This window comes from Wolbachia endosymbiont of Encarsia formosa (assembly GCF_039540065.1).
Taxonomy (GTDB): domain Bacteria; phylum Pseudomonadota; class Alphaproteobacteria; order Rickettsiales; family Anaplasmataceae; genus Wolbachia.
The window spans coordinates 1,022,068-1,048,645 of the sequence record NZ_CP154278.1 but is presented as its reverse complement, the minus strand read 5'-3'; the positions used below and the strand labels follow the sequence as shown (position 1 = coordinate 1,048,645).

General features: G+C 33.9%; 26 protein-coding genes and 1 pseudogene. 8 read left to right on the top strand and 19 right to left on the bottom strand.

From position 1 onward, the window contains the following. The first annotated feature begins 124 nt into the window (after positions 1 to 124). Complete coding sequence (locus AAE962_RS05675; RefSeq protein WP_343288923.1) at positions 125 to 2,089, top strand: ankyrin repeat domain-containing protein; 1,965 nt, start codon at positions 125 to 127, stop codon at positions 2,087 to 2,089. 118 nt (positions 2,090 to 2,207) lie between these two features. Continuing rightward, positions 2,208 to 3,131, top strand: a complete 924-nt coding sequence (locus AAE962_RS05670) for an RluA family pseudouridine synthase (protein WP_343288922.1) — start codon at positions 2,208 to 2,210, stop codon at positions 3,129 to 3,131. Between the two features lie 7 nt (positions 3,132 to 3,138). On the opposite strand, the gene AAE962_RS05665 is transcribed toward AAE962_RS05670, so the two are convergent. Beyond that, the gene (locus tag AAE962_RS05665; protein WP_343288921.1) at positions 3,139 to 4,401 is read right to left on the bottom strand and encodes an MFS transporter; all 1,263 of its coding nucleotides are present in this window, start codon (positions 4,399 to 4,401) and stop codon (positions 3,139 to 3,141) included. Positions 4,402 to 4,435: 34 nt separating this feature from the next. Next, positions 4,436 to 6,238, bottom strand: coding sequence for an aspartate--tRNA ligase (gene aspS, locus AAE962_RS05660; protein WP_343288920.1), 1,803 nt, complete (start codon positions 6,236 to 6,238; stop codon positions 4,436 to 4,438). A gap of 131 nt (positions 6,239 to 6,369) precedes the next feature. Between aspS and AAE962_RS05655 the strand changes: the two genes are divergently transcribed. Both AAE962_RS05655 and AAE962_RS05650 read left to right on the top strand, forming a co-directional pair. Further along, positions 6,370 to 6,585 carry a hypothetical protein gene (locus AAE962_RS05655; RefSeq protein ID WP_343288919.1) on the top strand — a complete coding sequence of 72 codons (216 nt, stop codon included), beginning with the start codon at positions 6,370 to 6,372 and terminating at the stop codon, positions 6,583 to 6,585. 189 nt (positions 6,586 to 6,774) lie between these two features. Beyond that, positions 6,775 to 7,746, top strand: coding sequence for an ankyrin repeat domain-containing protein (locus AAE962_RS05650; protein WP_343288918.1), 972 nt, complete (start codon positions 6,775 to 6,777; stop codon positions 7,744 to 7,746). A gap of 61 nt (positions 7,747 to 7,807) precedes the next feature. Here the strand turns inward: AAE962_RS05650 and mutS are convergent, their stop codons facing one another. Next, on the bottom strand, positions 7,808 to 10,318 hold the full coding sequence (gene mutS / locus AAE962_RS05645) for a DNA mismatch repair protein MutS (protein WP_343288917.1): 2,511 nt from the start codon (positions 10,316 to 10,318) through the stop codon (positions 7,808 to 7,810). 112 nt (positions 10,319 to 10,430) lie between these two features. On the opposite strand from mutS, the gene AAE962_RS05640 reads away from it, so the two are divergent. From AAE962_RS05640 to AAE962_RS05630, 3 genes are read left to right on the top strand one after another with little or no spacing between them, the layout of a single operon-like run. Continuing rightward, a complete protein-coding gene (locus tag AAE962_RS05640) occupies positions 10,431 to 11,894 on the top strand; it encodes an ankyrin repeat domain-containing protein (protein ID WP_343288916.1) in 1,464 nt (487 codons plus the stop codon). Then, a complete protein-coding gene (locus AAE962_RS05635; protein WP_343288915.1) occupies positions 11,842 to 12,261 on the top strand; it encodes a hypothetical protein in 420 nt (139 codons plus the stop codon). Before AAE962_RS05640 ends, AAE962_RS05635 begins: the two co-directional genes overlap by 53 nt. 42 nt (positions 12,262 to 12,303) lie before the next feature. Next, complete coding sequence (locus AAE962_RS05630) at positions 12,304 to 12,702, top strand: hypothetical protein (protein WP_343288914.1); 399 nt, start codon at positions 12,304 to 12,306, stop codon at positions 12,700 to 12,702. Between the two features lie 132 nt (positions 12,703 to 12,834). On the opposite strand, the gene AAE962_RS05625 is transcribed toward AAE962_RS05630, so the two are convergent. The 15 genes from AAE962_RS05625 to mgtE form a co-directional block, all read right to left on the bottom strand. Beyond that, positions 12,835 to 15,246, bottom strand: coding sequence for a cytochrome c-type biogenesis CcmF C-terminal domain-containing protein (locus AAE962_RS05625; RefSeq protein ID WP_343288913.1), 2,412 nt, complete (start codon positions 15,244 to 15,246; stop codon positions 12,835 to 12,837). A 99-nt stretch (positions 15,247 to 15,345) separates the two neighbouring features. Continuing rightward, entirely contained in the window at positions 15,346 to 15,510 is a 165-nt protein-coding gene (locus AAE962_RS05620) for a recombinase family protein (RefSeq protein WP_158619483.1), read from the bottom strand. A gap of 25 nt (positions 15,511 to 15,535) precedes the next feature. Further along, positions 15,536 to 15,697, bottom strand: coding sequence for a hypothetical protein (locus AAE962_RS06780; RefSeq protein WP_410543828.1), 162 nt, complete (start codon positions 15,695 to 15,697; stop codon positions 15,536 to 15,538). Between the two features lie 147 nt (positions 15,698 to 15,844). Continuing rightward, complete coding sequence (locus tag AAE962_RS05615) at positions 15,845 to 16,156, bottom strand: integrase core domain-containing protein (RefSeq protein WP_343288788.1); 312 nt, start codon at positions 16,154 to 16,156, stop codon at positions 15,845 to 15,847. Positions 16,157 to 16,476: 320 nt separating this feature from the next. Then, the gene (locus tag AAE962_RS05610) at positions 16,477 to 16,719 is read right to left on the bottom strand and encodes a helix-turn-helix domain-containing protein (RefSeq protein WP_343288912.1); all 243 of its coding nucleotides are present in this window, start codon (positions 16,717 to 16,719) and stop codon (positions 16,477 to 16,479) included. Between the two features lie 116 nt (positions 16,720 to 16,835). Next, positions 16,836 to 16,961 carry a group II intron maturase-specific domain-containing protein gene (locus tag AAE962_RS06775; protein ID WP_410543843.1) on the bottom strand — a complete coding sequence of 42 codons (126 nt, stop codon included), beginning with the start codon at positions 16,959 to 16,961 and terminating at the stop codon, positions 16,836 to 16,838. A 58-nt stretch (positions 16,962 to 17,019) separates the two neighbouring features. Beyond that, positions 17,020 to 17,688: a reverse transcriptase/maturase family protein gene (locus tag AAE962_RS05605; RefSeq protein WP_343288898.1), complete on the bottom strand. Its 669-nt coding sequence runs from the start codon at positions 17,686 to 17,688 to the stop codon at positions 17,020 to 17,022. 2 nt (positions 17,689 to 17,690) lie between these two features. Continuing rightward, complete coding sequence (locus AAE962_RS05600; protein ID WP_343288897.1) at positions 17,691 to 18,059, bottom strand: reverse transcriptase N-terminal domain-containing protein; 369 nt, start codon at positions 18,057 to 18,059, stop codon at positions 17,691 to 17,693. A 693-nt stretch (positions 18,060 to 18,752) separates the two neighbouring features. Continuing rightward, positions 18,753 to 19,037 (bottom strand): hypothetical protein, encoded by a 285-nt coding sequence (locus tag AAE962_RS05595; RefSeq protein WP_343288911.1) that lies wholly within the window; start codon positions 19,035 to 19,037, stop codon positions 18,753 to 18,755. Further along, positions 19,034 to 19,759, bottom strand: a complete 726-nt coding sequence (locus AAE962_RS05590; RefSeq protein WP_343288910.1) for an ankyrin repeat domain-containing protein — start codon at positions 19,757 to 19,759, stop codon at positions 19,034 to 19,036. The genes AAE962_RS05595 and AAE962_RS05590 overlap by 4 nt, the downstream gene beginning before the upstream one ends. Positions 19,760 to 19,843: 84 nt before the next feature. After that, a complete protein-coding gene (locus tag AAE962_RS05585; RefSeq protein ID WP_343288909.1) occupies positions 19,844 to 20,791 on the bottom strand; it encodes an NB-ARC domain-containing protein in 948 nt (315 codons plus the stop codon). A gap of 11 nt (positions 20,792 to 20,802) precedes the next feature. After that, positions 20,803 to 21,360, bottom strand: coding sequence for a hypothetical protein (locus AAE962_RS05580; protein WP_343288908.1), 558 nt, complete (start codon positions 21,358 to 21,360; stop codon positions 20,803 to 20,805). Positions 21,361 to 21,362: 2 nt separating this feature from the next. Next, positions 21,363 to 21,614 carry a hypothetical protein gene (locus AAE962_RS05575; protein ID WP_343288907.1) on the bottom strand — a complete coding sequence of 84 codons (252 nt, stop codon included), beginning with the start codon at positions 21,612 to 21,614 and terminating at the stop codon, positions 21,363 to 21,365. A 109-nt stretch (positions 21,615 to 21,723) separates the two neighbouring features. Next, positions 21,724 to 21,981 (bottom strand): hypothetical protein, encoded by a 258-nt coding sequence (locus tag AAE962_RS05570; RefSeq protein ID WP_343288906.1) that lies wholly within the window; start codon positions 21,979 to 21,981, stop codon positions 21,724 to 21,726. Between the two features lie 483 nt (positions 21,982 to 22,464). Continuing rightward, positions 22,465 to 23,826 carry a magnesium transporter gene (gene mgtE / locus AAE962_RS05565; protein WP_343288905.1) on the bottom strand — a complete coding sequence of 454 codons (1,362 nt, stop codon included), beginning with the start codon at positions 23,824 to 23,826 and terminating at the stop codon, positions 22,465 to 22,467. 155 nt (positions 23,827 to 23,981) lie between these two features. On the opposite strand from mgtE, the gene prfB reads away from it, so the two are divergent. Beyond that, positions 23,982 to 25,083, top strand: a protein-coding gene (gene prfB / locus AAE962_RS05560) for a peptide chain release factor 2 (RefSeq protein WP_343288904.1) whose coding sequence is annotated in 2 segments (ribosomal slippage) — positions 23,982 to 24,047 and positions 24,049 to 25,083 — 1,101 coding nt in all. Because the reading frame shifts where the segments join, the coding sequence is not laid out codon by codon here. 174 nt (positions 25,084 to 25,257) lie between these two features. On the opposite strand, the pseudogene AAE962_RS05555 reads toward prfB, so the two are convergent. Next, positions 25,258 to 26,543 (bottom strand): annotated as a pseudogene (locus AAE962_RS05555) (Na+/H+ antiporter NhaC family protein). Positions 26,544 to 26,578: the final 35 nt, after the last annotated feature.

Below are 26,578 nucleotides of genomic sequence, written 5' to 3'. Positions count from 1 at the left end.
CAGTGATGCTAGATGTAAAAAAGATATCATAGACACTAAATGCGCTAAAGGAAGAAAGTCAAAATGTGTATAAAGAGTGGAAGAAAACCAAATTTGATGTAATTATTGGTTTGAAGTAGATTGTTTGCATGAACGCTTTTCATACACGTTACTGTATTTAGCTATTGATTTTAAGCTGGACTATTTAATAGATGCTTTGCTTGAAGTAGAAGAAGTTGATATTAACGCAAGAGGTCGATTTTCTCAATGGACTGCTTTACAGTGGGCTGCTGAAACAGCCAATATAAGAGTAGTATTAGAGCTAACAAAAAGAGGGGCAGATGTTAATCAGGTGGATTCATATCAACAGACTACTTTACATCAGTCAGCTGCAAATGGTGATATAGAAATAATAAAAATCTTAGCAGCAAAGAATGCAGATCTTAATGTAGAGGATCTAGCGAGATTGACTGCTTTATATAAGGCTGCCGCTAATGGCCATAAAGAAGTAGTAAAGTTTTTAAGACAGAATGGAGCAGATGTTAAGAAGAATGGGGCACTTAAACTTACTTTTTTACATATCGCTGTTGCAAATGGTTATGAAGAATTGGTGAAGTGTGTAGTAGAAAATGATGACAATATTGCTGGATATATTGAAATGGTGGATATATTTGGATGGACTCCTTTATATTGGGCTGCTGCAAAGGAGAAGACAGAAATATTAGAAATCCTATTACAGGCCATATCACAATGTGGAGCAAGTGTTGATATAGAGGATGAGTTAACTGGGCAATCTCCCTTACATATTGCTGCTATGAGTGATAATGTGGAAGCAGTAGAGCTCTTAATAAACTATGGAGCAAATGTTAACCATAAGGATGTATTGGGATGGACTACTTTTTATTGTGCTTCTGCAAGAGGCAATAAAAAAGTAATAAATTATCTAATAGCCCATGGAGCAAGTATTGAGACGAATGATTCATATAAAATACTTCTCTTTACTTCTTCACATAATCTTCGAGGGACAATAGGTACCCTAATACAACTTGAAGTGTGGAATGATGTGATGAAATTGATGGGAGCTGAGTTTTTACGTTGTACTGCCAGACATGGTGATACACTAATGGTACATTTTCTATTAGAAGCTGGAGTAAATGCTAATGCAGGTGATGATTTAGGATCAACTGCTTTACATAAAGCTGCCAAAGGTGGACATGCGGAAGTAGTAAGGACCTTAATTTTATATGGAGCAAATATTAATGCACAGGATATCTCAGGGCAATCTCCTTTATCTTATGCTTTCGAACATAGACACTGGATAGTAGTAATGACTTTACTATGTTATAAAGCAAATATTTCATTTCCTGATTACTGCGGTGAAACTATAAGAGATTTAGCTAAACGTCAAGGCATAAGTAATCTTATAGTGGAAGCAGAACAAAGAGCACTAGATATACTTAAGCGGCTTAACTTAGAATCAAGTATACTCAGAAACAAAGCATTAATGAAAGTGGAACACACAGCTTCACATATGGTGCAACACATAGCATCATATATGTTGAGAGAAATAAAATCACGTCTATCTATCAGCTTTGAATTTATGATAAGAGATCAAGCTAACCAAATTGAACAATTAAAGTATAACGCTAAACTTAATGAAAAAAGAGTAGCATTTATAACTGACCAAATTAAATGTATGCAGTTAGGAACGAATACTAAAGCGTGTCCAGCTGAAATAGATGAAGTAAAAGAACAAATATTACATATTCCTTGCAGGTGGTCATATCGCACTACAAATGTTAATGTAGGAAGAGTAACATCTTTAGCTAACGGCATTAAGTGTATGAAGTTAGGGCCTAACACTGAAGAGTGTCCAGGCCCTAGTACTAAAATGAATGGAATAAAAGAACAAAGACATAGTCCTTACAGGCGGAAATGTAACACTACAAATGTTAATGTAGGAAGAGTAACATCTTTAGCTAACGGCATTAAGTGTATGAAGTTAGGCCCTAGTACTCACCTTTCTAAGATGAAAGAAATATCATTAAAATCTTCCTCGATTATAGCAAAGTATTCGGATATTATAGGATTTTCTTTAGATCGATTTTAACCAATTACGCTCGAATGATAGATGTAGAGGTAGCAGACACTGAAAGTACATTAGGTCTGATTGTGTGCTATTAGATTTCAGTGTACGCTACTTTCATTATAAGATTTCTGTAGGTAAGATGTCATACGATACCAAAACCATATTAGTAGAAGATAATAATGTTAGGCTTGATAGGTACATTAGAAGAATTTTTCCCAATTTGAAACAATCTACAATCGAAAAGTCTTTAAGGAAAGGATTAATCAAAGTCGATAATTGCAAGGCAAAATCTAGCGATAAAGTGAGTTCTGGACAAAATATAACAATAAGATACTTAGATTATATTGAAAATACTAACTCTGAACGTAAATATAATGAAAAGCTAGTAAATTTGCTGAGAGAGAACATATTATATGAAGATGAGTACATATTAGCTATAAATAAATCCGCGGGGGTAATCGTTCAAGGCGGTGTAAAGGTAAAGATTAGCATTAGTGATTTACTTGACCAAATAAGAGAGAGAGAAATATTTAAAATTGTTCACAGGCTGGATAGGGATACAAGCGGAGTAATAATATTCGCACGCAATGCCAGCGTTGCCAAATACCTTATGGAAGAATTTAAAGGACGGAGGATAAAAAAAACTTACCTAGCATTAACTTTTGGTATACCTAGCAAAGATAATGGAACAATAGACTATCCGTTGGTGAAAAAATATATTTCAGGGCAAGAAAAAGTAGTCGTTGATGAAGATTCACCTCAAAATGCCACTACGCATTTTTCAATTATAGCAAGGTTAAAACATAATGTTGCTTATTTAAAATTACAACCAATTACTGGCAGAACTCATCAATTACGTGCACATTTAGCTCATATAAATTGTCCTATTCTTGGTGACGGTAAATATGGCGGTAAAAAAGCTTTTATTGATGGAGTAGCAAATCAGATTCACCTACATTCATATTCTTTGTCTTTAAAATTGCCAAATAATAAAGAAGTCACTATTACTGCTCCTGTCCCTAAACATATCGAAAAATCTATTGAAGCGCTATCTTTTGACTAAAGCGATTTCACCAATCAATTTTTTTGTCTTTGGCTTTAATTTGAAGTACAGATATTAGGCTAATCAATGCACAAACAGTAAGGTAAATCCCTGCAGCAAGTTTTGTTTCGGTTTTTTCTATAAGCCACATGCATATCGATGGAGAAAGGCCGCCAAAAATACCTGCAGATATGTTATTAGCTAAACTGAAGCCAGTACATCTCACTTTTGTTGGAAATAATTCGCAGGCAAGAGAATTATATATTCCAAAAGATGCACCTATCGGCACACTTATCAACAGAAAAGTGAGTGTTACAATATAGTGATTATCATGTGATAGTAGCGAAAGTGCCGGTAAACTGATGCAAGCTAAAGCTACTAATGTAGGAATTATCACATTTTTTCTTCCAATTTTATCAGATAGTATTGCAAACAGCACTGCAGATGTTCCAAATGTAATTTCAACCGCAATCCTTACTAAATTTTTAATATCAACACCTGAGAGAATGAACTCTTTTACAGATATGTTGTAAAACATGATTGCTGAATAAACGATTGCATTTTGGGCAATTCCTATTCCAATTGCTATCACAAATGCTTTTTTATAGCTTCTAATTAAATCCAAAAATGGAGAATGAGATAAGTTTTTATTTTGGTCATGAGTTTTATACGCTAGACTCTCTTCCATTATATATCTTATAAAAAAACCTATCATGCCCATAACAGAGCAGAAATAAAAGAGCAATCTCCAACCCCAAATTTCATAATTTTCACCAGTAAACTTTTTGCAAACAGCTATCATTACAAAGCATGTAATAGAACCAAGAGCACCACTGAAAGCTTTCATGCTACCTAAAAAGCCTAGATTTTTTTTATCGCCTGAATGCTCTATTAAAAAGGCTGAGTTGATACTCGTTTCCCCTCCTGTTGCCATTCCTTGTATTATTCTACAAAGCAGAAGTAATATAGGAGAAAATATTCCTATTTCTTTAAAGCCTGGTATAACCGCAATTGCAGTAGACGATATCGAAGCTAATATTACGGAAGTCAGCAAAATTTTCCTTCTACCGTACTTATCTCCAATGTAACCAAAAATAAACGCACCAAGTGGTCTAAATCCAAACCCAATTGCAAAACTGCCAAGAAATTTGATTGTGCTTAAATAATTATTTTCTGAAGGAAAAAAAACGTTGCTTATTATATGCGTTAAAACTCCAAACAGAGTTACTTCATACCATATAATCATGTTGCAGATTATGCTTGATAATATTGCTTTTTGAATATCGTTCATGACTTCTGGGTTACCACACTCCGCTATAAAATTTTTATTCAACAACCTTTAGAGACAACTCACGTAAATGTTTATTATCCACTTTAGAAGGAGCACCCATTAAAATATCTTCGCCTTGCTGATTCATAGGAAAACAGATTACTTCACGAATGTTTGGCTCATCAGCAAGTAGCATAACCATCCTATCAACCCCCGGTGCTATTCCACCATGAGGTGGCACCCCAAATCTGAATGCACGCACAAGCGCACCAAATTTTGTATCAACTTCTTTTTTGCTATAACCTGCAATGGCAAAAGCCTTATACATGATATCCAACTTGTTATTACGAATCGCCCCACTTGACAGCTCTATTCCATTACAAACAAGATCATATTGGTAAGCAAGGATGTCCAGCGGATTTTTTTCTTCTAAATCCTTCAGACCGCCATGTGGCATAGAGAATGGATTGTGAAAGAAATCAATTTTTTTGCTCTTATCGTCATACACAAAATATGGAAAATCAATAACCCAACAGAACTTAAATATATCGTTATCTATAAGACCTAGTTCTGATCCTAAGAGAGAGCGGACTTTCCCTGCAATTATTGCTGCTTCATTTTCCTTATCAGAAGCAAAAAATACACTATCTCCTGGTTTTATATTTGTTATTTCTTTTATAGAATTTAGCCGATTGTCATCGAGGAATTTAGCAATTGGTCCTTTTGCAGCTCCATCTTTATCGAACGTTATATATCCAAGACCTTTAGCACCGAATTCTTTTTGTGCATGTTCTATTTTTTTATCAAAAAAGCTACGAGTTTCCTCTGCTGTTTTAGGAGCAGGGATGGCTCTGACTACCATACCTCGCTCAATATTGCTTTTGAAAATATTGAACTCTGAATTACGGAAAATTTCTGTTACATCGCTGATCAATAGTGGATTGCGCAGATCTGGTTTATCAGAACCGTATTTGAGCATTGCGTCTTTGTATTTAATACGTGGAAAATCTTTATCAACTGATTTGCGAGAAAATTTGGCAAACACTTTATATAAGGTAGGTTCAATAACCTGAAATATATCTTCTTGAGTTACAAAAGACATTTCAAGATCTAGCTGATAAAATTCCCCAGGAGAACGATCAGCCCTTGCATCTTCGTCACGGAAACATGGAGCAATTTGAAAATATTTATCAAACCCTGAAACCATAAGCAACTGCTTAAAAATCTGTGGAGCTTGTGGTAATGCATAGAATTTACCAGGATTTAGTCTGCTTGGCACTAAATAATCACGTGCTCCTTCAGGAGAAGAGGAAGTAAGTATGGGAGTTTGAATATCTAAGAATCCTTGCTCTATCATGAGCCTCCTGAGCTCTGAAATGATCTGTGAACGTAGAATAATGTTATTACGAACCTTTTCACGTCTTAAATCAAGAAAACGATATTTAAATCTCATGTTTTCTGGGTATTCTTGCTCACCGGCGATACTTGCTAATATACTCCTTTCTTCTTTTTCTATTTCTTCATCACAGTGGAACTCAACTTCAGATTCAACTTGTAAATTACTAACTATAACTTCAATTTCTCCTGTCGAAATAGAGCTATTTACCGTATCTTCAGTTCTAGCTTTGACTATTCCTGTGACAGTAATCACACTTTCTGATTTTAAATTCGAAATTTCATCAAAAAAATCTTTATCGTTATTGAATACCAACTGAGTAATCCCATGAAAATCTCTTAAATCAACAAAGATTAGGTTACCATGGTCACGTTTGCGATACAGCCAACCAGAGAGAATAACTTCCTTTTCTACATCATTCTTCGTTAATTCATTACACTCGTGAGTTTTATAACAGTTCATTTAATTGAAATTTCTAGAATACAAAAAGATTATAAAATAAATTAACCTTTGGGCAAGATAATATCTAAAGATCCTTTACAAGCAATTCTAATTTAGATATACTTTTTTATTATGTGTGTTGAGGTGTATTTATGAACCCTGAAGAATTAAAAGAAATTTCAGCTAAAAAATATAGGGTGAATGCTGTAATAAAAGATCTTGTTGATACTGTCACCAAAAATGATTTAGAAAAAGTAAAGTCAATTTTTGAGGAAAATAGTTCCATTATTCGAGATGTTGTCACTGAGGTTAATTACCAAAGCGGTACAAATTTATTAAAGTGTTCTACTAATAACAAAATGGCCTAATATCTAATAGAAAAGGGTATAAGCTTTAGCGCTGCAGTCACAAAGGCAGTTAAAAGAAGAGATTTAGAGTCAGTAAAATCAATCTGTCAGATTAACAGCTTAATAGCTAAAGATGAGTTATCGCAAAATCCTGAGCCACTAGAATCTGCAACTTATGATCACAAATTTAATGATAAAATTGCAAGGTATTTGATTGAACAAGGTGCAAATCCTAATGCAACTGATCATCTTGGTCGTTACTTACTTCATCTGCAAACTGCAAAAGGCAATTTCGAAGGAGCTAATGATTTAATAGAAAACGGTGCGGATGTTAACTTAATAAATCAAGAGGTAAAAAGCTATCAGAACTTAATTATGGGTGGTAGTGCGTTAAAGGGTCAAATTGCGTTGAATTTTGCAATTAGAATATATTGCAGACATAAAGACATAGACGATCAAAAATCTGATAAAACCTTAAAATTTATAAGTTATTTAATAGAACACAAAGCAAACTTAAATATCAAAGATTGTAATGAGATGGTCCCTTTAGATATTGCTATATTTCATAATTCTCCAAAGATAGTAGAATTATTGATAAAATCTGGTGCTGATCTTAATGTTGGAAGGGAAAAAGCAGAAGGTGTTTTAAAGTATGCAATTACTGAAGGGCATATAGATATAGGGAGAGCTACAATTCGATATATTTTGGAACATGACTCACACTGGTTAACAACTTCAAATAAACCAGATCTTCTCAATGACCAACAAGAGTTATCAAACTATTGGGATGAATATAAAGCTCAAGTTAAAGAGCTTCATGATATAGTGGTAGATAGAATTTACTTAACTGGTGACCGCTCTACCCGTCCTATAATGAGAACAGTGAGTGGCTTTTTATATCATGAAAGTAGAAAAAATCTAGTAAAATCATCATTCATATCTAGTGCTGAGGCACCAGAAAATTTTTGTCCGAGAAAGCTGGCTGTTATAAGTGTAGCTGCAATAACTTGCGCTTTAGCATTATATTTTCTTGCTCCATTAATCATTGGGTCTTCTGCTGGAATTGGTACTCAACTAGCATTAGGAGCTGTAGGTGCAGTTGTAGGTGGTGGAATTGGAATCTTGACCAATGTGGCAATAGATCAATGCTACGTTAATTCAGCTACTCAGAAAGCTGACTAAAATTAAAGCGCCATAGATTGCTAAAACTCCATAATTGTGGAGTAATATAATGTTACTTTCCTCAAGCCTTTAGCTCCTCAAATACTTCTCTTGCTCTGTTTAAAACAGAATCAGGAAAACCAGCAAGTTTTGCTATATGTATTCCATATGACTCATCTGCAATGCCCTCAATTACTTCATGTAAAAAGATGACTTCTCCTTTCCATTCTTTTATTTTCATACAAAAACATTTCACATTTTCTAAGTATTCACCTACTTTAGTCAATTCATGATAATGAGTTGCAAAAATGGCGCGGCACTTATTTATGTTGTGAATGTGTTCAATCACCGCCTGTGCAATAGATAATCCATCATATACCCCTGTGCCCCTACCAATTTCATCAAGTATCACCAAGGAACGATCTGTTGCCTGATTTACTATCGTTGCTGTTTCGATCATCTCTACCATGAAGGTAGAATAACCAGCTGTTATATTATCTGTTGCACCAACCCTGCTAAATATCTTGTCAATCACTCCAATATGCACACTCTCTGCTGGCACAAATGACCCCATGTGAGCTAAAACTGCAATGAGAGCGTTTTGCCTCAAGAAAGTGCTTTTTCCAGCCATATTAGGACCAGTAATTAGATGTATACCAGCTAAATTGATGCTATTTGAAATGAATTTATCGTTAACTTCAACCACTGGATGTCTTCCACTACAGATATTGAACTCTTTACTGTCATCGATAATGGGTTTTACGTAATTATTTTGCACTGCAAGCTCCGCAAACGTGGCTCTAATATCAAGTTTTGCCAAAGCATTTGCAGCAAGAGCAATTTTCTCAGATTCTTTAGCGACTTCACTACACAGTTCGCTAAAAATTTTCACTTCTAAGCCGATTGCAGCATCACGTGCCGTAAGAATTTTATTTTCTAGTTCTTTCAATTCATTAGTAGTATAGCGCATGTTATTTGCTAAGCTTTGCCTATGAATAAATATGTCCGAAGTTATTTTGTGATTTGCTGACACTTCAACGTAATAACCAAGTATATTGTTGTGTAATATTTTGAGTGCGGCAATGCCAGTTAGGTTGCGATAAGACTCACGGAGCTTAGTTACCAACTTGTTACTGTTGTTCAATATATAAGATAACTCAGATAATTCTGAGTTGTATTTTGGATTGATAAATCCTCCTTCTTTTACGGAACTGAGGTTGTTATCAAGTATAGCGCTGTTTAGAAGCTCGAATAGATCTTTATGATTACCAAGACTTTTATGTATTGTGCTTAGTTCACTCTCTTCACTACTTATCACCTGAGTAGTAAACACTGGTTCCTTTTCTATGGTTAAGCACTGGAATGATATCTGAGAGTTAATTGCTGGTTTTTCACTTAAACAATAATTATGCAAGGTAGACAGAAACTCAGATAACTCTAAAGTTTTTCCTAGGCCTATTTTTAATAGGTTCATATCCTTTGGTGAACCACGCCCTAGTATTAAGCGCGATAAAGACCTCTCAATATCTGGAATGTTAGATAATATCTCTCGTATTTTTCTGCGTGGCTCATGATTATTTACAAAAAATTGAGCGGTGCTGAGCCTCAAATTAATTGCCTTAGAGCAAGCAAGGGGTGAAGCTAGCATTTGTTTGAGCAGGCGTCCACCAGAGGCTGTTACTGTGTGATCAATAACTGAAATTAGTGAACCTTTCTTTTCACCAAATTGAGTTGAAAACAACTCAAGGTTTCTCCTTGCTGAAGCATCAATAAGCATGAAATTTTGTTGCTTATAGGTTTTTGGGAATTCAAGCCTTGGAATGGAGCCCCTTTGTGTTACTCTGACATATTCAAGCAGTGCACCACACGCCATGATTTCTACTTTGCTGAAATTTCCTATACTCCCAAGTTCCCTGATTTTATAAAACTCGCATAACGTTCTGTGAGATTTACTATACTCAAAAAAACTCTGTGCGTGTTGTGTAATTGATATTTTATAATTTTTTAAAATCGATCTAATTTTTTCGTCCTCAATGAATTTTTCAGAAATTAATAATTCTCTTGGTGATATACGCAATAAATCACTATCTAGAGCTTTCAAATTCGTTAAAGTGTGAAAAAATTTTCCCGTTGATAATTCAAGCCAAGCAATAGCATATTCGCCATTTTGTTCAACTATGGATGCGAGATAATTATTGCTTTTATCCTCCAGTAGCGAATCTTCTATAATTGTACCTGGAGTTACAACTCGTACTACATCACGTTTTACTATGGATTTATAGCCCCTCTTTTTTGCTTCATCAGCAGTTTCTAATTGGTCACAGATTGCTACTTTGAATCCTAAATCTATTAGCTTGTATAGGTAAGATTCGCTACTGTGTGCTGGTACTCCACACATTGGTATTTCTTGCCCATTTGAATTGCCCCTCTTGGTTAGCACTATATTCAGCAATTTCGCAGCTTTAATAGCATCATCGAAAAACAACTCATAAAAATCTCCTAGCCTATAAAATAGCAGATGATCCTTGTATTGAGCTTTCAAATTTAAATATTGCTCCATTACAGGGGTATTTTTTTCTCTTATTAAGTTCATAATATTTTTAAATATGTTAGCAGTAAACCACTTACTCTGGCATTAGTTATTTTATTATGGATCAATAATTTTTTTAGCTATAGTACAAAAACAAATAGTTTGAGGTAGAACTATGGAAAATGAACAGTTGTTAAAAATATTAAGGACAGTAAATGCTAATAGTGATTTAAATGAAAACAATATAATTGAAAAAATAAAAGAGAAGTTAGAAAAAAAAGACTTAGGCACATATGAAGAGAGGGAAGATAGTTTATTTAATATAAATTATACATTCGATGATCAAAGTACATTGTTACATATAGCTGCTAGAAATGATCTTGTAAATATAGCAGAGCTTTTAATAAAAAAAGGGATTAATGTTGATGCAAAAGATCAAGATGGGCATACTCCTTTGCATTGTGCTACTCACAGCGAACATAAAGAGATAGTAGAACTCCTGTTAGACAAGGGGGCTAATGTTGATGCAGCATGTCAAGATGGACATACTCCTTTGACTCCTTTGCATTATGCTACTCTCAATGGACATGAAGAAATAGTAGAACTCCTGTTAAACAAGGGGGCTAATGTTGATTCAGTAGGTTGCGCTGGGGGTACTGTATTACATCATGCTGTTTCTGCTGAAAACTGCAAAACGGAAATAGTAAAAAAACTCATAGAAAAGAAGGAAGCTAATGTTAACATAGCGGATGAATACGGGCGTACTCCGTTATGCTGGGATATTAGAAATGGCTATTCAGAAGTAGCAAAAATTCTACTTGAAAACAGAGCAGATCCTTTATTGGGACATAAGAATTTTTACACATTAAAGCTCTTGGTTGAATTAATAAAAAATTATTTTAAGCACTCTAAGAAAGCAGAAAAAACACAGCAACAAGAGGATGATGACTATGAATTGATTAAATACTCATTGCTACTTCGCAATGACTGCTCTTTAACTTATGTTGTTGAAAGAAGCGCATTTAGTAAGGTGATATCTACTTGGCTTGCTGATATGTCCAACTTAACAGAAAGCCAGAAAGAGTTGAATAAAAAATTTTTAAGCACTTTTAAAGATTTTCCACATGTTACTTATCAGGATAATAAGAATGATGTTAAAAAAATTCAAAAATTTTTACTAGATCATAAAAGTAATCAAGATCTAAAAACCATCCTCAACCTTAAAAGAGGAGAATCTAAACTGACAATACTGCATATTCTATCAAGTATAGAATGTAGTAGTTCAGAAGAATTCCTGGATTTACTATTGAATTCAGGTGCTGATCCTAATGCACAGGATGAAATAGGAAGAACGCCTTTGCATTATGCTACTCGTTTTGGTCATTGTTATACAATTATCACATTGCTTCTAAGGAAAGGAGCTAATCTTGGTATAAAGGATCAAAAAGGTAAAACCCCAATAGAATTTGCAGTTAAGAATCCCAACCTTAATATTAAAGAGTACTTTTTAACTGATGACGTTATTTATGGAACTTTTCGTAAAAAAACACAAACTGACTATAATGGAAAAAAGTATTTGTGCAAAAGTGCAAATCTATGGGGGGGAGGATTTTCTACTAGATGGGCAAAATCCAGATAAATATTTTCGTGAATTAGATGAAGTTCAAGACATAAATCAGCTAGAACAGGTTGTGAATGAAGCTATAGAATCTGTGGTAAGGTTCAATCTTACTTGTGAGGGAAATATATATGAAAATACTTATGAGAATAAGTATAATTTTACAGATTATGTAATAAAAAGAATTAGTGAATTAAAGATTTTTCAAGTTGAAAGGGACATAGAAGTTGCTAGTCGCATAGTATGTAATTTGGTAAAAAGAGGTGCAGTACTTGAAACTCTAAGTAGTATAATTGTAATTGATAAACTAGAGAAGTTTAAATACCACAAAGCTAATCTGAAAGAAGCACATAAAAGCTGTATATATTATTCTCTAAGGTTTTTGTAAGCTGCAAAAAACGCAACTACTGGTAAGGTAAAAGAGGCAAAAATGGACAACTTGACTTTCTACTGGAAATACTCAAGTGGTAGTATAGTCGTGGTTCCAATAATCACAAAGAGTGATGAAAGCACAGAATTTCGAAGAGACGTGATAGCAATCGGTGAAAGCGAGATAGAAATTTTAACGGAAGGTGGGATAAGAAATTATACTGACATTATAGGTAATATAGTACTGACTTTTGATACTGATTTGGGAAAAGTAGATGCTAGATTGTATCCTGATGTCCAAGATGAAGGAAAAATTATAGTAGAAGTGAGTAACAAGGAGGAAATATTGGAAAAGTTTAAAAATTATAAAGAAGAGTTAGGTGAGGACTGCTTACTTGGTGGTTCTTCTGTCTACGACGCTATTAAGCAGGGATATTTTAAAGGCCTGAGGAAGTTTTAGAAAAAGATTCCATATGTCATATAAGTTCTTCATTAGAAAATATATCTTTATCTCCTATTGTACAACAAGAGAAAATTCGCTTGCGAGGTTGTGTTGCTTAGCTTAAGTTTAAATTGCCCAAAAATGCAAACTTTATGATACTGAAGGAACTACTTTTTTGCTAGAAGAAAAAGCAGCAAGTAGTGAACCAAAGGAGATGAGAAAAGATCCAAGCCAAATTATAGACATTCCTGGTTTATAGTTTACTTTGGCTGCGATTTTGCTTTTATTTTTGTCAATTTCACCAATAACAACATAGATATCAGAAAATAAATTGTGATAAATGCTGCTTTCAACATTTTTTTGACCTTCTGCAAGGTAAAATCTATATTCAGGAGTTACATCACCTATTACCTTACTATTAAGCAAATTCCTGATATCCATTGTACCTCTTACTGCATGGAAATTTTTTTCTTTTATTAGCTCAATATTTTGCAAAGTAACTTTAAATTTATTGACTGTTATGCTGTCTCCTATTCCTAAGTAGTTTTCTTTTTTCTCCTGCCAACCAACTGAATAAGATATACCAAGCACTAGAATTGCCACTCCAGCATGAGCAAGCATCATTGCATAGTAGGACTTAGAAACTCTTCTTGCTAATAAAATTGATTCACCAAACGCTACCTTAAATAAACAAATTCTTTTACTATATGCTTCTAAAACAAAGATTAATAATGCTATGGAGATGGTAATTGATAGCACAATCATTAGCTCCATGTGAAAGATAAACGGCAAAATAGCTGCAGCACTACAAAATGAAAATCTATATTCACGGAATATTGGCAATAGACTATTTCCCTGCCAACTGCAGTATTGCCCTATCATGGTGAGCACTAGAATAGCTAGTGCAATAGAGTTAAATAAAGAATTGTAATATGGTGCTCCAACTGAAATTAATTCACCGGTTAAATACTCAAGCACTGTAGGGTATAAAGTGCCAACGAACACGATGAAAAAGGCAGTGATGAATAATAAATTGTTCATCAGCATCATCGTAAGGCATGAAAAGAATCTTCTACCTTCTGTCACTTGAGTAGCAGATTTCTTTTCAGATTCCAATATCGAATACTGGAAAGATGTGTGATTCTTTCTCGTAAACACTACAAATATTACTAAGCTACTGACTGTAATTACACCAAGTAGAGCTAATATATACAGTCCATATCTTGGGTCATCTGCAAACGTGTGCACTGAGGTGAGTATTCCTGATCGGACTAGAAATGTTCCAGTCACACTCAATATAAAAGTTGTAAGCGTAAGTAAAATAGCGAAATTCCTTAAAGTATTGAAATTTCGTACAACAAGCAACAAATGTGTCAGCGCCACTGCAATTAGCCACGGCATCAAAGAAACGTTTTCCACTGGATCCCAGAACCAAAATCCACCCCAACCGAGTTCACGATATGCCCACCAGCTACCCAAGCTGATGCCCAAAGTGAGCAGCGACCAAGAAATAAGTACCCAAGGCCTGACAATTTTGGCCCAAACATTTCCTTCAGTATTTAAAATTAATCCAGCTATAGAGAGCGAAAAAGGAACGCTAAATCCAAGGTACCCCAAATATAATATCGGTGGATGAATAGCAAGGCCTATATCCTGCAATATCGGATTAAAACCAAGACCATCTGTTTCGATGCCTGGCATTTTAGTGAAGGGATTTGATTCAAGTAAAGTGAAGAGTAAAAAACAAAAGCAAATCAGTCCATGAATGATAAGAGATATTTTTTTTAATTTACTACCATTAGTTCGTTCTGGTGTCATTTCAGTACTTGACACTGGACTCCCGATACAATGTTGAACACTTTTTTTTTGCCTTTCGAGAGCGAGTTCTTTCAGCCGAAACACTACATGCACGTTATCATCATCAACTTCAATGCGTTGAACTAATTTTCTTATTATATCAAGTTTAGTTTCCCAATCCGCCTGATTAAGTTCCAACTCAACCTCAGAGGAAAAACTTTCTACACTACTTGTGATAAAATCTAATTCCCTCTGTAGCCTCTTTTCATCGACCATTTCTTCCCTTTGATCTCTAATTCCTTTTAACTCCTTTGCCATGCTCTCAACTTCTAAGTCATATTTTTCCTTCGTTATATGACCTCTTGCATATACATAAGCTAATCTTTCTATACCTTGTTCTATTTTATTTGCACGCTTTTCAATTTCATCCTTTGCCTCTGTACTTTCATGTTTCACGAGTCTGAGCTGATATTCCTTAGTCATTGCTTCTGGTTCTTTGAGTACCATCTTTACTTCTTCCCATACTGCTTCTTCTAGTATATCAACTTGTATTGATTTGCTGTTACACACTCTATTTCCACCAAAACGATTTCCAGGGCATCGATAGTAACTTCTTCCTCCTTTAACATTACTCATTCCATAATAAATGTATTTACAACACTGACACACAATTAGCCCTTGTAATAGGTACCTTCTCCCACTTCGTTGCATTCTTGCTCTTTTTCTATTTTCAGATAGTTGCTCTTGTACTATATCAAATTTCAACTATATTTGGTATTTCTATATGAATCCAATTCTTTTTCTCAGTTTGATAAATGGAATAACTTTTTTTCCTCACTTTCCATATTGCTCTCACTTCTTTTTTTATTGATTCGTTTTACCAAATGCTGCTTGTCCTTTGTATGCTGGATTCCTCAACATTCTACACACTGTACCTGAATGCCAATTTCTTCTGCCCTTTGGAGCAGTAATATGCCTTCTTGTAGTTTCTTTTAAGCTCTGACCTATCCACTCAAACAGTTTACGCACTACTTTTGCTTCCTCTTCTTCAACTTCAAACTTTGCTTCTTCTCTGACTACATGATTTATATAGCGGTATCCATAAGCCCATTACACTTATACACCCTTTCCTTGCTGCATGGAGTTTTCCCCTTCGACTTCTTTCCATTATCTTTGCACATTCGTATTCTGAGATTAATCCTTGTACTCCTAGCAATAATTTTGACTCTGAATTATTTTCAGTATTATAATTTAGTTGTGTGATTCATAGATGTTATTACAATTGACTTGTCAGATTGAGTCTGAACTAGTTGGCTTGTTAAGAGATTTGCATTTTTGAAGTGATTGTAGTTTCTGATTGTGTTTACAATTTTGCATGACAAACGACTCTTTTGATAAGATATAGTTTTTCACTTAAGCAAGGAATCGTATTTTCCAGTTCCTTATATTTTTCCCAAGGAGTTTTTCCTTGAAGAGCGCTATGAGGGCGGTGTTTATTATAATACTCTTCCCAATCCCTAAGTTTAATTTGCAATTCAGAGCTCTTGATGGTAACGATACTGTAAAACTCATCTAAGTCTGTACGCTGTGCTCTTTCCACTTTACCATTTAAGTGTGGAGAAAACGGCTTAATAGGACGAAATTTAATTTTCCATTCCTTCAAACATTCTTGCACCTCATAAGCAAAAAATTCTTGCCCTCTATCAGTTTGAATCCTTTGGCAATGGAAAGGTATTCTTTCTCTTAGTTGTTTTAGGAAATCTAAAGTGTTTTTTGAAGTACTTCTTGAATATAATGCAACAATTTTATAACGTATCTATAGCAGTATATTGATAAAGCCCTGACGATATTTTGCACACATCCATCTGCACACGCTCTCCAGGTACTTTACAGTTATAACGCTTGACATGTTTGCGATAATGACGTTTAACATGCAGAAGACTTACACTATGTTTTTTGAAAATTTTGTGTATAGTAGCCAATGACAAGGATAAATCATATAGACGTCTTAACTCGGTTTCTTGCCCCTAGCTTTCTAGTTTGTCTTAGATGAAGAATAAGCTGCTCATCTGATTCATTGATCTTTTGCAAAGGTGAAGTTTTAGGCTTACTACTGAGATCTACTAATCCTTTTTCACCTAACTCTTCATAACGTTTGTACCATTTACGTAAGGTAAAACGTGAAATACCATAATGCTCTTTCCTGCATGACCAAACTTTTTGTATAGTTTTATCCAACTCAGACGTAGTTTAACCCTAGATTAACTAATTTATCCTTTGCAATTGTAATAAGGTCTATAAACTACTGCAAATCCAAATTTCTATTTGACCTTATATTCTTATTGTAATAACATCTATGAATCACACAACCTTAATAAGTTAAAGACCTTGCTTGAGACTACAGAGGTATAATATTGGCTCCAACCCCTAATTATTGGATTAAGCTCTTTTATTACAGCTTCTTGTGGTGCTGCTTGCAACTCTTTAAGCTTATGTGTAATAGATAACAAGTGTTGACTTATAGATTTACGACTTGGTTTACTTGTAACCTCTCTTATTTTGACGTGTTTGATAATGCCTTATTGAAAAGCCAAGAAAATCAAATCCTGGCTTTTCCCCATTTAGGGATTTCAGTGTATGTACAATTCTTGTCTTTGATGACTTTAATTCTAATCCAACGGGTTTTAGCCATTTTTCAATTAGAACCTTTGCCTTCATCACAAGTTCCTCGCTCTCGTGTAAAACCACAAAATCATCGGCGTACGTAATTACACTAACTGAATTTTGCTCCTGCTTGCGAGACGCCCTACCATATTTCTTTTTCGCATATTGGAAAAGTTCTTCCTTAAGCTCTTCTTTGATATTCTGTTCTAGTCCATATAGTGCTACACATGCAAGTAATGGAGAAATTATTCCACCTTGAATTGTGCCACGTTTGGTGGGACTAAACTTTCTATCTTCGATAATGCCTGCTTTCAACCATCCTTTTATAATTCTCTTTAGAGTTGGTGTGGTATTGAGTTTTTCTAACAGTGCGTTATGATCGATGTTATCAAAACATCCGGAAATATCAGCATCCAGTATAAATGCTGTTTTCTGACCAAGTGCGATAAATATAGCTGCTATTGCATCATGACACGATCTTCCAGGTCTAAAACCATATGTGTTTGGCTCAAGTTTTGCTTCCCACTCTGGTTCTAGTGCCATTTTTACAAGTGTTTGTCTTGCTCTACAAGAGATATAGTAGGAATACCCAACGGGCGATGCTCCGATGACCTACCAGATTTTGGAATCCACACCCGTCTTGATGGCTTTGCCTTTTCTCTTATATCCAAAGAGTTTGCTAACAGCAATCTTTCTTTTTTATTAAGATTGGACTTTCCATCAATACCTGCTGTCTTTTTCCCTCTGTTGTCCTGAGTTATCCTCCTAACTGCGAGCATTCTTACACTTGTTGACTTTAGTAATAACCTCTGAAGATTATGCATCTTTTTGATATCATTACATTGTGAAGCTCGGTAAATTCGTTTTTGTAGCTTAAATGAAGATTTCTCTAGCTTGCGCCAAATTCCATTCATACCTAACATTTTGTTGGTTCATAACATACTTACTACTATTCACAACTTTACCTTCCAAACTACAGTGTTTACGTCTGCATATCCCAAATATTACTTTAGGCATTAGCTTCTTAAACAATCCCTCCACGTAGAAGCATTTAGTGGGCCACCTTCTTAGTTATCCTTTTTAAACAAGGGATAATAAGAGCTTCCATGTGGTTACTCCGTTCCATGAAATCGTTTCACATTAGACTTAGGTTCCTACTTTTTGCCAGGAGACAGGAAACATCTTGATCAAACATAAAAATTTTGATCATCCTATATTTCTCCATACCTTTTGGTTTATGCGTTTCAACCTTATTTCGCATATTATGGGTTATGTCAATTCAGACATGGGTTTCTTTCGTAACCATATCTAACTCTTCTTGGAAGGATTTACCATAAGGTTTAGTATTACTCCCTTTTTATCCATGCTTGCACCATGTGAAGTTGCCAATTTCACAAAATGTGGATAACGATTTCAGCCAGATGGTATGGCGGATGGGATTGAACCATCACGATTTCACGACTTTCAGGTCGCACGAGAACTTTTCGTTTTGGAATGCATTGGCCTGCCACTTGATTCGTGCGAACTTTTGTTTTTATAAATTCATTATTTTATTTCTCGGGTTTTTTAAATATTTCCCTCATGAAATTAAATAGCTTACTGTAAAATTAGCTTCCTTTTAAGTTTTTGTTATTCACATGTTCTACAGCAACGCTGTTAAATGAAGACATAGGTGACCTATGAGTTAAGTTAACTGTGCTTTTATCTTCAAATTGCAATGCTTCACTTATATTTTTTAATTTTCTTTTTTTAGGTAGTGTATGTTCATCAAATGTCTCTAGGTTTCTTTTATGTGATTGTGTTTTTAAGTCTGGAGCTAAGTACATATCTTCAAGATAATAAATAATTTCTTCTGAGTTAGAATATACAATAACATAGTCCAAAGGACTCATATTTTTTCATCTTGTCTATCTATACTAGCTCCTTTCTCTATAAGGTATTCAATAATATCTAACTGACCATGCATAACAGCAAAGTGCAAAGGACTCTCAGCTTCTTTGCTACGTAGATTTATATTATCTCTTTTCTCTACAAGATATTTCACAACATCCAATCTACCATATATAACAGCAAAGTGCAAAGGACGCATGTTATTTTTATCCTTTATATTTATACTAGCTCCTTCCTCTACAAGGTATTTAATAATATCTAAGTGACCATATATAGCAGCAAAGTGCAAAGGACACATACTATCTTTGTTTAATGATTTTATTATAGCCCCTTGCGCTACAAGGTATTTAGCAATATCTAAGTGACCATATACGGCAGCAAAGTGCAAAGGATTCATACCTTTTGTGTTATTTAGATTTACATCACCCCCTTTCCTTACAAGATGCTGAACAGTACCTAAGTGACCATGTATGATAGCATAATCTAAAGAAGTAAAATTCTTTTCATCAATAGCATTAATAACTTTACTTAATTTATCAGGATATATTTTCTCTAATATCAGCTTAATAACCTTTTCATTACCATCTTTGGCTAGCAAATGTAAGATAGTACCTCCATCATAAATAGAATCAATAAATTCATTAACTAATCTACTATATTTACTTGCATGACTCCAAACAGACTTAACGTGATTTGGATTCGTAAGGCAAAATGATGTCATCATTTCTCTTAAAGTTTCTTCTTCTATTCCTGTTCGTTCTTTCTCTACTCTTACTGTTTTTTGTATCCCTTTATGAACTCTTGCTATTTACTCCTCTAGCTCAATCACTGAAAACTTATTGAGTAGATTAAGAGCATCCAAAACTTGTTGATTACCTTTTTCTGATTTCTTCTGGAGGAAAATTTCTTCTATATCAATTTGATTGGGATCCAAGTAAGCCATATATGATACAATATCATGCGATTGCTGCCCAACATTTTTTTCTCTTCTTATTTTATTAAGGTTAAGCTTAAAAGTTGTAAATAATTCTTTGGTGATACCTAATGCTTCCAAAAGATCAGGATTTGATTTTTGTATTGCTTCATTATAGCGTTTTAGATATTCGCTAATACTAATCTTTTCTTGTTTTATATATGCTGCTCCTTGCACCAAAGCTAATGGTAGATAATTCAACGCTTCTGCTAACTCTACTAGATAGCGATTCTCTAATTTATCTTTTATCCCTAAGGCCCTTTCAATAAATGTTATAGCTTCTCCTAGAGAAAATACATCATTCAACTGTGTCTTTTCTATTTCTTTTTCCCAATTCTTGCTACGAGAAGTAATTAAAACGTAAGGCTTTTCTCCATGAAAAAACAAATTAGGAAAATAGGATGGTAAAAATTTTTCGATCTCCTTATACTTACTGGTGTTATCAAAGATGAAAAGACTTTTTACGTCTCGAAAATACTGGTATACATCCTTGACAATAGATTCTATTTCTCTATCTCGAACAACATTAAAATCCATATCATTATCATTTTCTGTAGGAATTTCTAATTCTTTAGCTAAATTACGAAATGAATTGAAAAGAGTGTCATATGTTTTAGCATTTATCCATATAACTTTTGTCCAAATATTACTCTCCTTACTATATGCGTAGCTTCTAGCTAATTCACTTTTTCCTGTTCCATATTCTCCATTAATCAAGACCATTCGTGACAGTTCTACTTCTTGATTTTTACTATCTAACTTCTTTTTTAATTCGTCTAACATCACTTCTCTTTTTATAAAGAATTTTGGTAAATAGCCCAAATTAAAGGAAAATGTATTTTTACCTTCTTTTTCATGAAGTATTCGTAAATTTCTGATTTCTTCACGCAGTTCTTGTATATCCTTTTTTTTGCTGAATCGTTTTCATTGATCTCTTTTAATATACTACTAGCCAATCCTTTCTTTTTTTCCTCATCTAAAATACGCACATACTCTCTTTTTTTAGATGTTGCACTAAGTACATATTTTTGTTCTAACTCTTCCCAATTTTCTAATTCCCACGTAAAGGGAAGCCGATAGCCGTATTTTTCAGCAAAGTCATGCTCCTTCAATTGATAATACTTAATAATCTCACCCTCTGCTTTCTCTATTCCCACCTTTTCATATAACTCTGAAGTCATCAACATTTCACCACTTTGTTTATCTTTTACTTGATGTCCAGTACGTGTAGTAAACGGGTACTTTCTTTTTGATTTACCTAAAATAACACCTTTAGTTATGTGAAGATTGGGAAATTCTCCTTTCTCGTTGCAAGATGTAGTGTAATTTATTACTCTGGATACAGTATCCATTGCTAACTTCTCAATCCCCTATTACAAGACAACTGATTAGTATCCACAATTTTAGTGAATTGCTTCTCAAAACTTTGAAAAATTTCCAAGCCAGCTTCTATTAAAATCTTTCTTAAGTTACCTTCTGAAGGCGCAACTATTGTAGAAAATATTTTTGCTTTTTTCCTATGTTGGTTTGTAGAAACAAAACTCACACACTCCATAACTTGAGAAGTACCTATTTTCTCCACACTTGGTGGAATATAATTACCCACAGTTGATACAACCTTAGCTACTACTTTACCTGTTTTACGTACTTTTGAACCTGGTTTTGCTTCTTTAGAACATTCAGATAGTTTTTCCTCGAATTCTTTAACAAAAGTCTTAACAAAAAAAGTTGCTTTTTTTCACTATTTCATCACTTGTAATGCTTATACAGCTAAACATTTCTTCATCATCAGTCGATGTACTACTGCTGCCTATAGATGAAGATCTTGTTACTCTATGGCTCTCCTGACTTCGTCCACACTGAAGTTCTTCACTAGATAATATATTTTCATAATCAACTATTGCTGATCCAGCATATACATAATCCATTTGATTATCTGCTACTTGTTCTCCTATATTTTCTTTACCTAACATAAAACCGCCTATATTTTAATATTCATATTTTGATTGTTTTGTCGTAAACCTCTTTTCTGAAGATTGATTTCAACATTTGATTCTTATGCAGCTGTACCAAACCAATTTGCTGTAGAAACCTTACGGTAATCCTAAGTAACTTTAATTGCTGAGTAACAGTGTGCTTTTCTTTTGACTTCTGACTAAAATAGATATACTCTTAAAAAATCGAGAATTGCTTTCTGAGTGATATACATAATACAATGCATCTAACTCACACCCCATGTTTTCATTACGTCAGACTGCATTGTAGCTAAAAAGATCTAGCAAAGCAAGAATTTTTTTGCATACTTTAGCATTTTAGTTTTTATTTTAAAACTAAAGCAGCTCAGTTTCATGTACTTTTATTTCTTTATCAACTGTTATTTTTCTTCTTCAATGTATCTGTGAGTAATGATAACGTTGCTGGTAAAGCAATTTTTTTATATAGTAAGATTCAGCTATTTATAAAAAGATCGTGGCTAGACCAAAAAATATAAGAGCTGAGAGAATATCAGTTGTTGCTGATGTTAAGATTGAAGATGAAACAGCAGGATCGGATCTTAAACGATGAAGCATTATAGGAATGAAAGTGCCGATAAATGTTGCAATAATCGACATTGCAATCATGGAAACTACGAAAATGATCTCTACTTTTAAACTATGGAACCTTATTGCTAATACTACGAGCGAAATTGTAGATAAAATCACTCCATTTATAAGACCTATTAAAAATTCTTTCATCAGTATTCTTTTTGCATTTTGCTCAGTTAGATATTTTGTTGCGATTGCCCGGATAGTTAGTGTTACTGTTTGGGATCCTGCATTTCCGCTCATTGATGCAATTATTGGCATAATTATTGGTAGTACTATAAAACTTTCTATTACGTTATCGAAAAAGCCAACTACTATAGAACATATTGTTGCAGCTAAGAGGTTAAATAATAACCAAGGTAACCTTTTAATTATAGTTTTATGTATAGGAGCATTTATATCAGATTTAGATGATACACCGCTTATTTTAAGTACATCCTCTTCTGCTTCTTGCTGAACAATTTTGATTACATCTTCAATAAGGATTACACCGATAATTTTACCACTCTTATTTACTACTGGAGCTGATAATAGAGAGTAATCTTTAAATATTCTTGCTACTTCTTCTTGGTCCATTCCAGTTTTAATTATTTTTATATCTTGACTCATTATCTCTTTTATTATTGTTTCTCCTGAGTGAGATATTACCTTATTTAAGTTGAAACTACCTATAGGTTCTAATTTCGAGTTAATGATGAAGATTTGGTAAAATGTTTCTGGTATTTTTTTATAATTGCGCAAGAATTCCATTAGCTGATTTATCGTCCAATAATATGGAGCTATAACCATATTTTTATGTATCAACCTTCCTGCACTTTCTTCTGGGTATGATAACAATTCCTCTACTAATTTTTGAGTTGCATTGGGTAAGTAGTTAAGTATATTTTCTATAGACTTTCTATCTAAATCTTTCACTATAGCTACTATGTCTTCTATATCAAGAAGCATTAGTAACTTTGCTGTATTTTCTATTCCCAATATTTCTATGATCTCTACTTGTAAATCTGGTACTACATGTACTAAGGCATCACTTAACAAATGTTGATCGAGGATATTAACTAATTTCTCCCTGTGATCACTGATCGAAGTAGATAAAAAATAAGCTAACTGAACGCTATCTATCGTTTTTACAATATTACGAACATTCTCTAATTCTTGATTATCGAGAGACTCTATTAAATCATCAATAGCCTTTTTGTCTAAACCATAATGAGAACTTGTTTTAATATTCATTACTTTACCTTATTTTTTTAATAAATATACACACTTGATTTTATTGAACATTCAAGTATAATAAAATTATTTTGAATTAACTATTATATGGTTAAATTTCTATTTTGTTTGCTGTTATTGTTAGTGATAATAAATATATTAAAGTCTAAAGTATAATGAAAACCCATCCAGAAATCCTTGAATACTTTCAAGGCTTAAATAAAAGTATTTCTCTTATTAGGAGGTGTCTTTGACATAGAAAAATTGAAGTTGCGTCTTGAAGAGCTGGATTCTCAAGCATCGAATGATAATCTGTGGCAAGACAATCAAAAAGCACAAGAAATTTTAAAAGAACGCTCTAAAATTAAGCATGACATAGAATCGTTTTCAAAGCTAGAAAGCGATTACAACGATGCTATCAGCTTGATGAAATCTGCTATTGATGAGAATGATGAAGAATTTTTTTCTGAAGTTAAAGGTGAGTTAGTAAAGATAGAGAAATTAATCAAACTTAAAGAGACAGAATCTTTATTTACTGGTGAAGCAGATAACAATAACTGCTTTTTAGAAATCCACTCAGGAGCTGGTGGAACAGAGAGCAATGATTGGGCTGAGATGCTCATGCGCATGTATACAAGATGGGCAGAAATTTATCACAATTTTAAAGTTGAAGTTGTAGAAAAATTAGATGGTGATGCAGTTGGTATAAAATCTACAACAATAAAGATCATCGGAGAAAAAGCTTACGGGTGGGCAAAAAGCGAAAGTGGAGTTCATAGATTGGTTAGAATATCACCATTTGATGCAAATGGTAAACGTCATACCAGTTTTGCAAGTGTAGGAGTAACTCCAGTGATTGAAGATTCAATAGATATTGTTGTGGATGAAAAGGATTTAAAGATCGACACTTACCGTGCTTCTGGAGCAGGTGGTCAGCATGTAAATAAGACTGAAAGCGCGGTACGTATTACGCATATTCCAACAGGTGTTGTAGCTCAATGCCAAAATGGTCGTTCTCAACATAAAAATAAAGATGAAGCACTTAAACTACTTAAAGGACGTTTATATCAAATTGAATTGGAAAAAAAAGAACAGAAAATGGCCGAAGAATATGGCAAGAAATGCGATATAGGTTGGGGCAGTCAGATCAGATCGTATGTTATGCATCCATATCAAATGGTAAAGGATTTAAGGACTGGACATGAAGTTGGCAATATAAATTCCGTTTTTGATGGCAATATAGATTGTTTCATAGTTAGTGTATTGGAGTTAAAATGAGATTTATTAAAAAGCTAAGTTTTATGCTCTGCTAATAAGGGGAAAAGAAAACCAAAACCTATTGAGAAAAATGGAACAATTTTGTGAATATATCTATTATCCAAGTAGCTGATGAAAATGGCAACTCGTTTCTTATGGGCACAAAAATGTAATATGAAGAGAAATCTTCGTACATTAAGTTGTAGCCGCGCAACGTATGCCATTGATGATTATTTCACCTACTGTAACTGCTGCTAAAATAAAGCAGTAATAAACTTGTGTTAACAAAGAAATAGGTGAGACAGAAGCAATGCTACCTGCTAGCAGCAGCTGGGAACCATAAGGCAAAATGCCTTTTGTAACGCAAGCAAAAATGTCTAACAAGTATGCAATACGGTATGACGGAATATTATGCTTTTGCGCGAGCCTTTTTGCAATATCGCCACTTAATAAAATAGCAATGGTATTATTAGCAACTAAAACAGTAAACATAGATGCTATGCCCGCTATTACAAATTCAGCTTTAGTTTTTGTGATATTGCTTTCATCAATAAGTTTGTGTAATGCCTTTTGACCCTGCTTGTACATTATATGACTCAATCCGCCAATAAATAGAGCAAATATTACTATCTCGTTTACTTTTTTGAAAACGTCATATATGTCATGAGAGAGTTGAATGATAGTATAGTCAAAAAAAGTCATCCCTAATACACTAGCAACAATTATATTTATAGTTATTGTTACTAAAGTAGTAACTTCAAATAACCCCATGATTATTAAAGAAATATAAGGAATAATCTTTATTACTGATAAATAATCTAAATTTGATGTAGGAATAATTTTTGTACTATCTGCCATAATTTCCAGATAGACAAGCGTTATAATGCTGGCAACAAATGCTACTTTAGAATTCACTTTAAGTTTATCCTTTATCGTGGCCCCCTGTGAAGAAATAGATGCAATAGTAGTATCAGATATCATTGAAAGATTATCACCAAATACGGCACCTCCAACTACAGTTGCAGTTCCTATTTCAAGACCAAAAGCCCCACTTTCGCTAAGTTAACAGCTATTGGTACCATTAGTACAACAACTCCCATAGACGTACCAATTGCAGTTGATATAAAAGCGGAAGCCAAAAATACTCCAGGCAGTAGTAATTTTGCTGGAAGGAAATTGAGAATTAAATCAGCAACAGTATCTGCACTACCAATTGATTGAGTCACCACAGAAAATGCTCCAGAAAATAGAAAAATTAAACACATAGTAAGGGTGTTTTTATCACCCATACCCTCAATGACAGTATCGATGTTACGTTGAATTTTATCTGCATTGCGTGCAACAGCAAAAAATAGCGCCGGTAGTAGGCAATTTATCGGTGAAACTTGGCGAAGCGGATTATCAATTCCAATAAAGGAAAAATAGATACCACTTCCAAGGTATAAGATTAAAAAAATAACCAAAGGAAAAAAAGCTGTCATTTTACTGCCTTAAAACTCATAACTATAACTAGTTA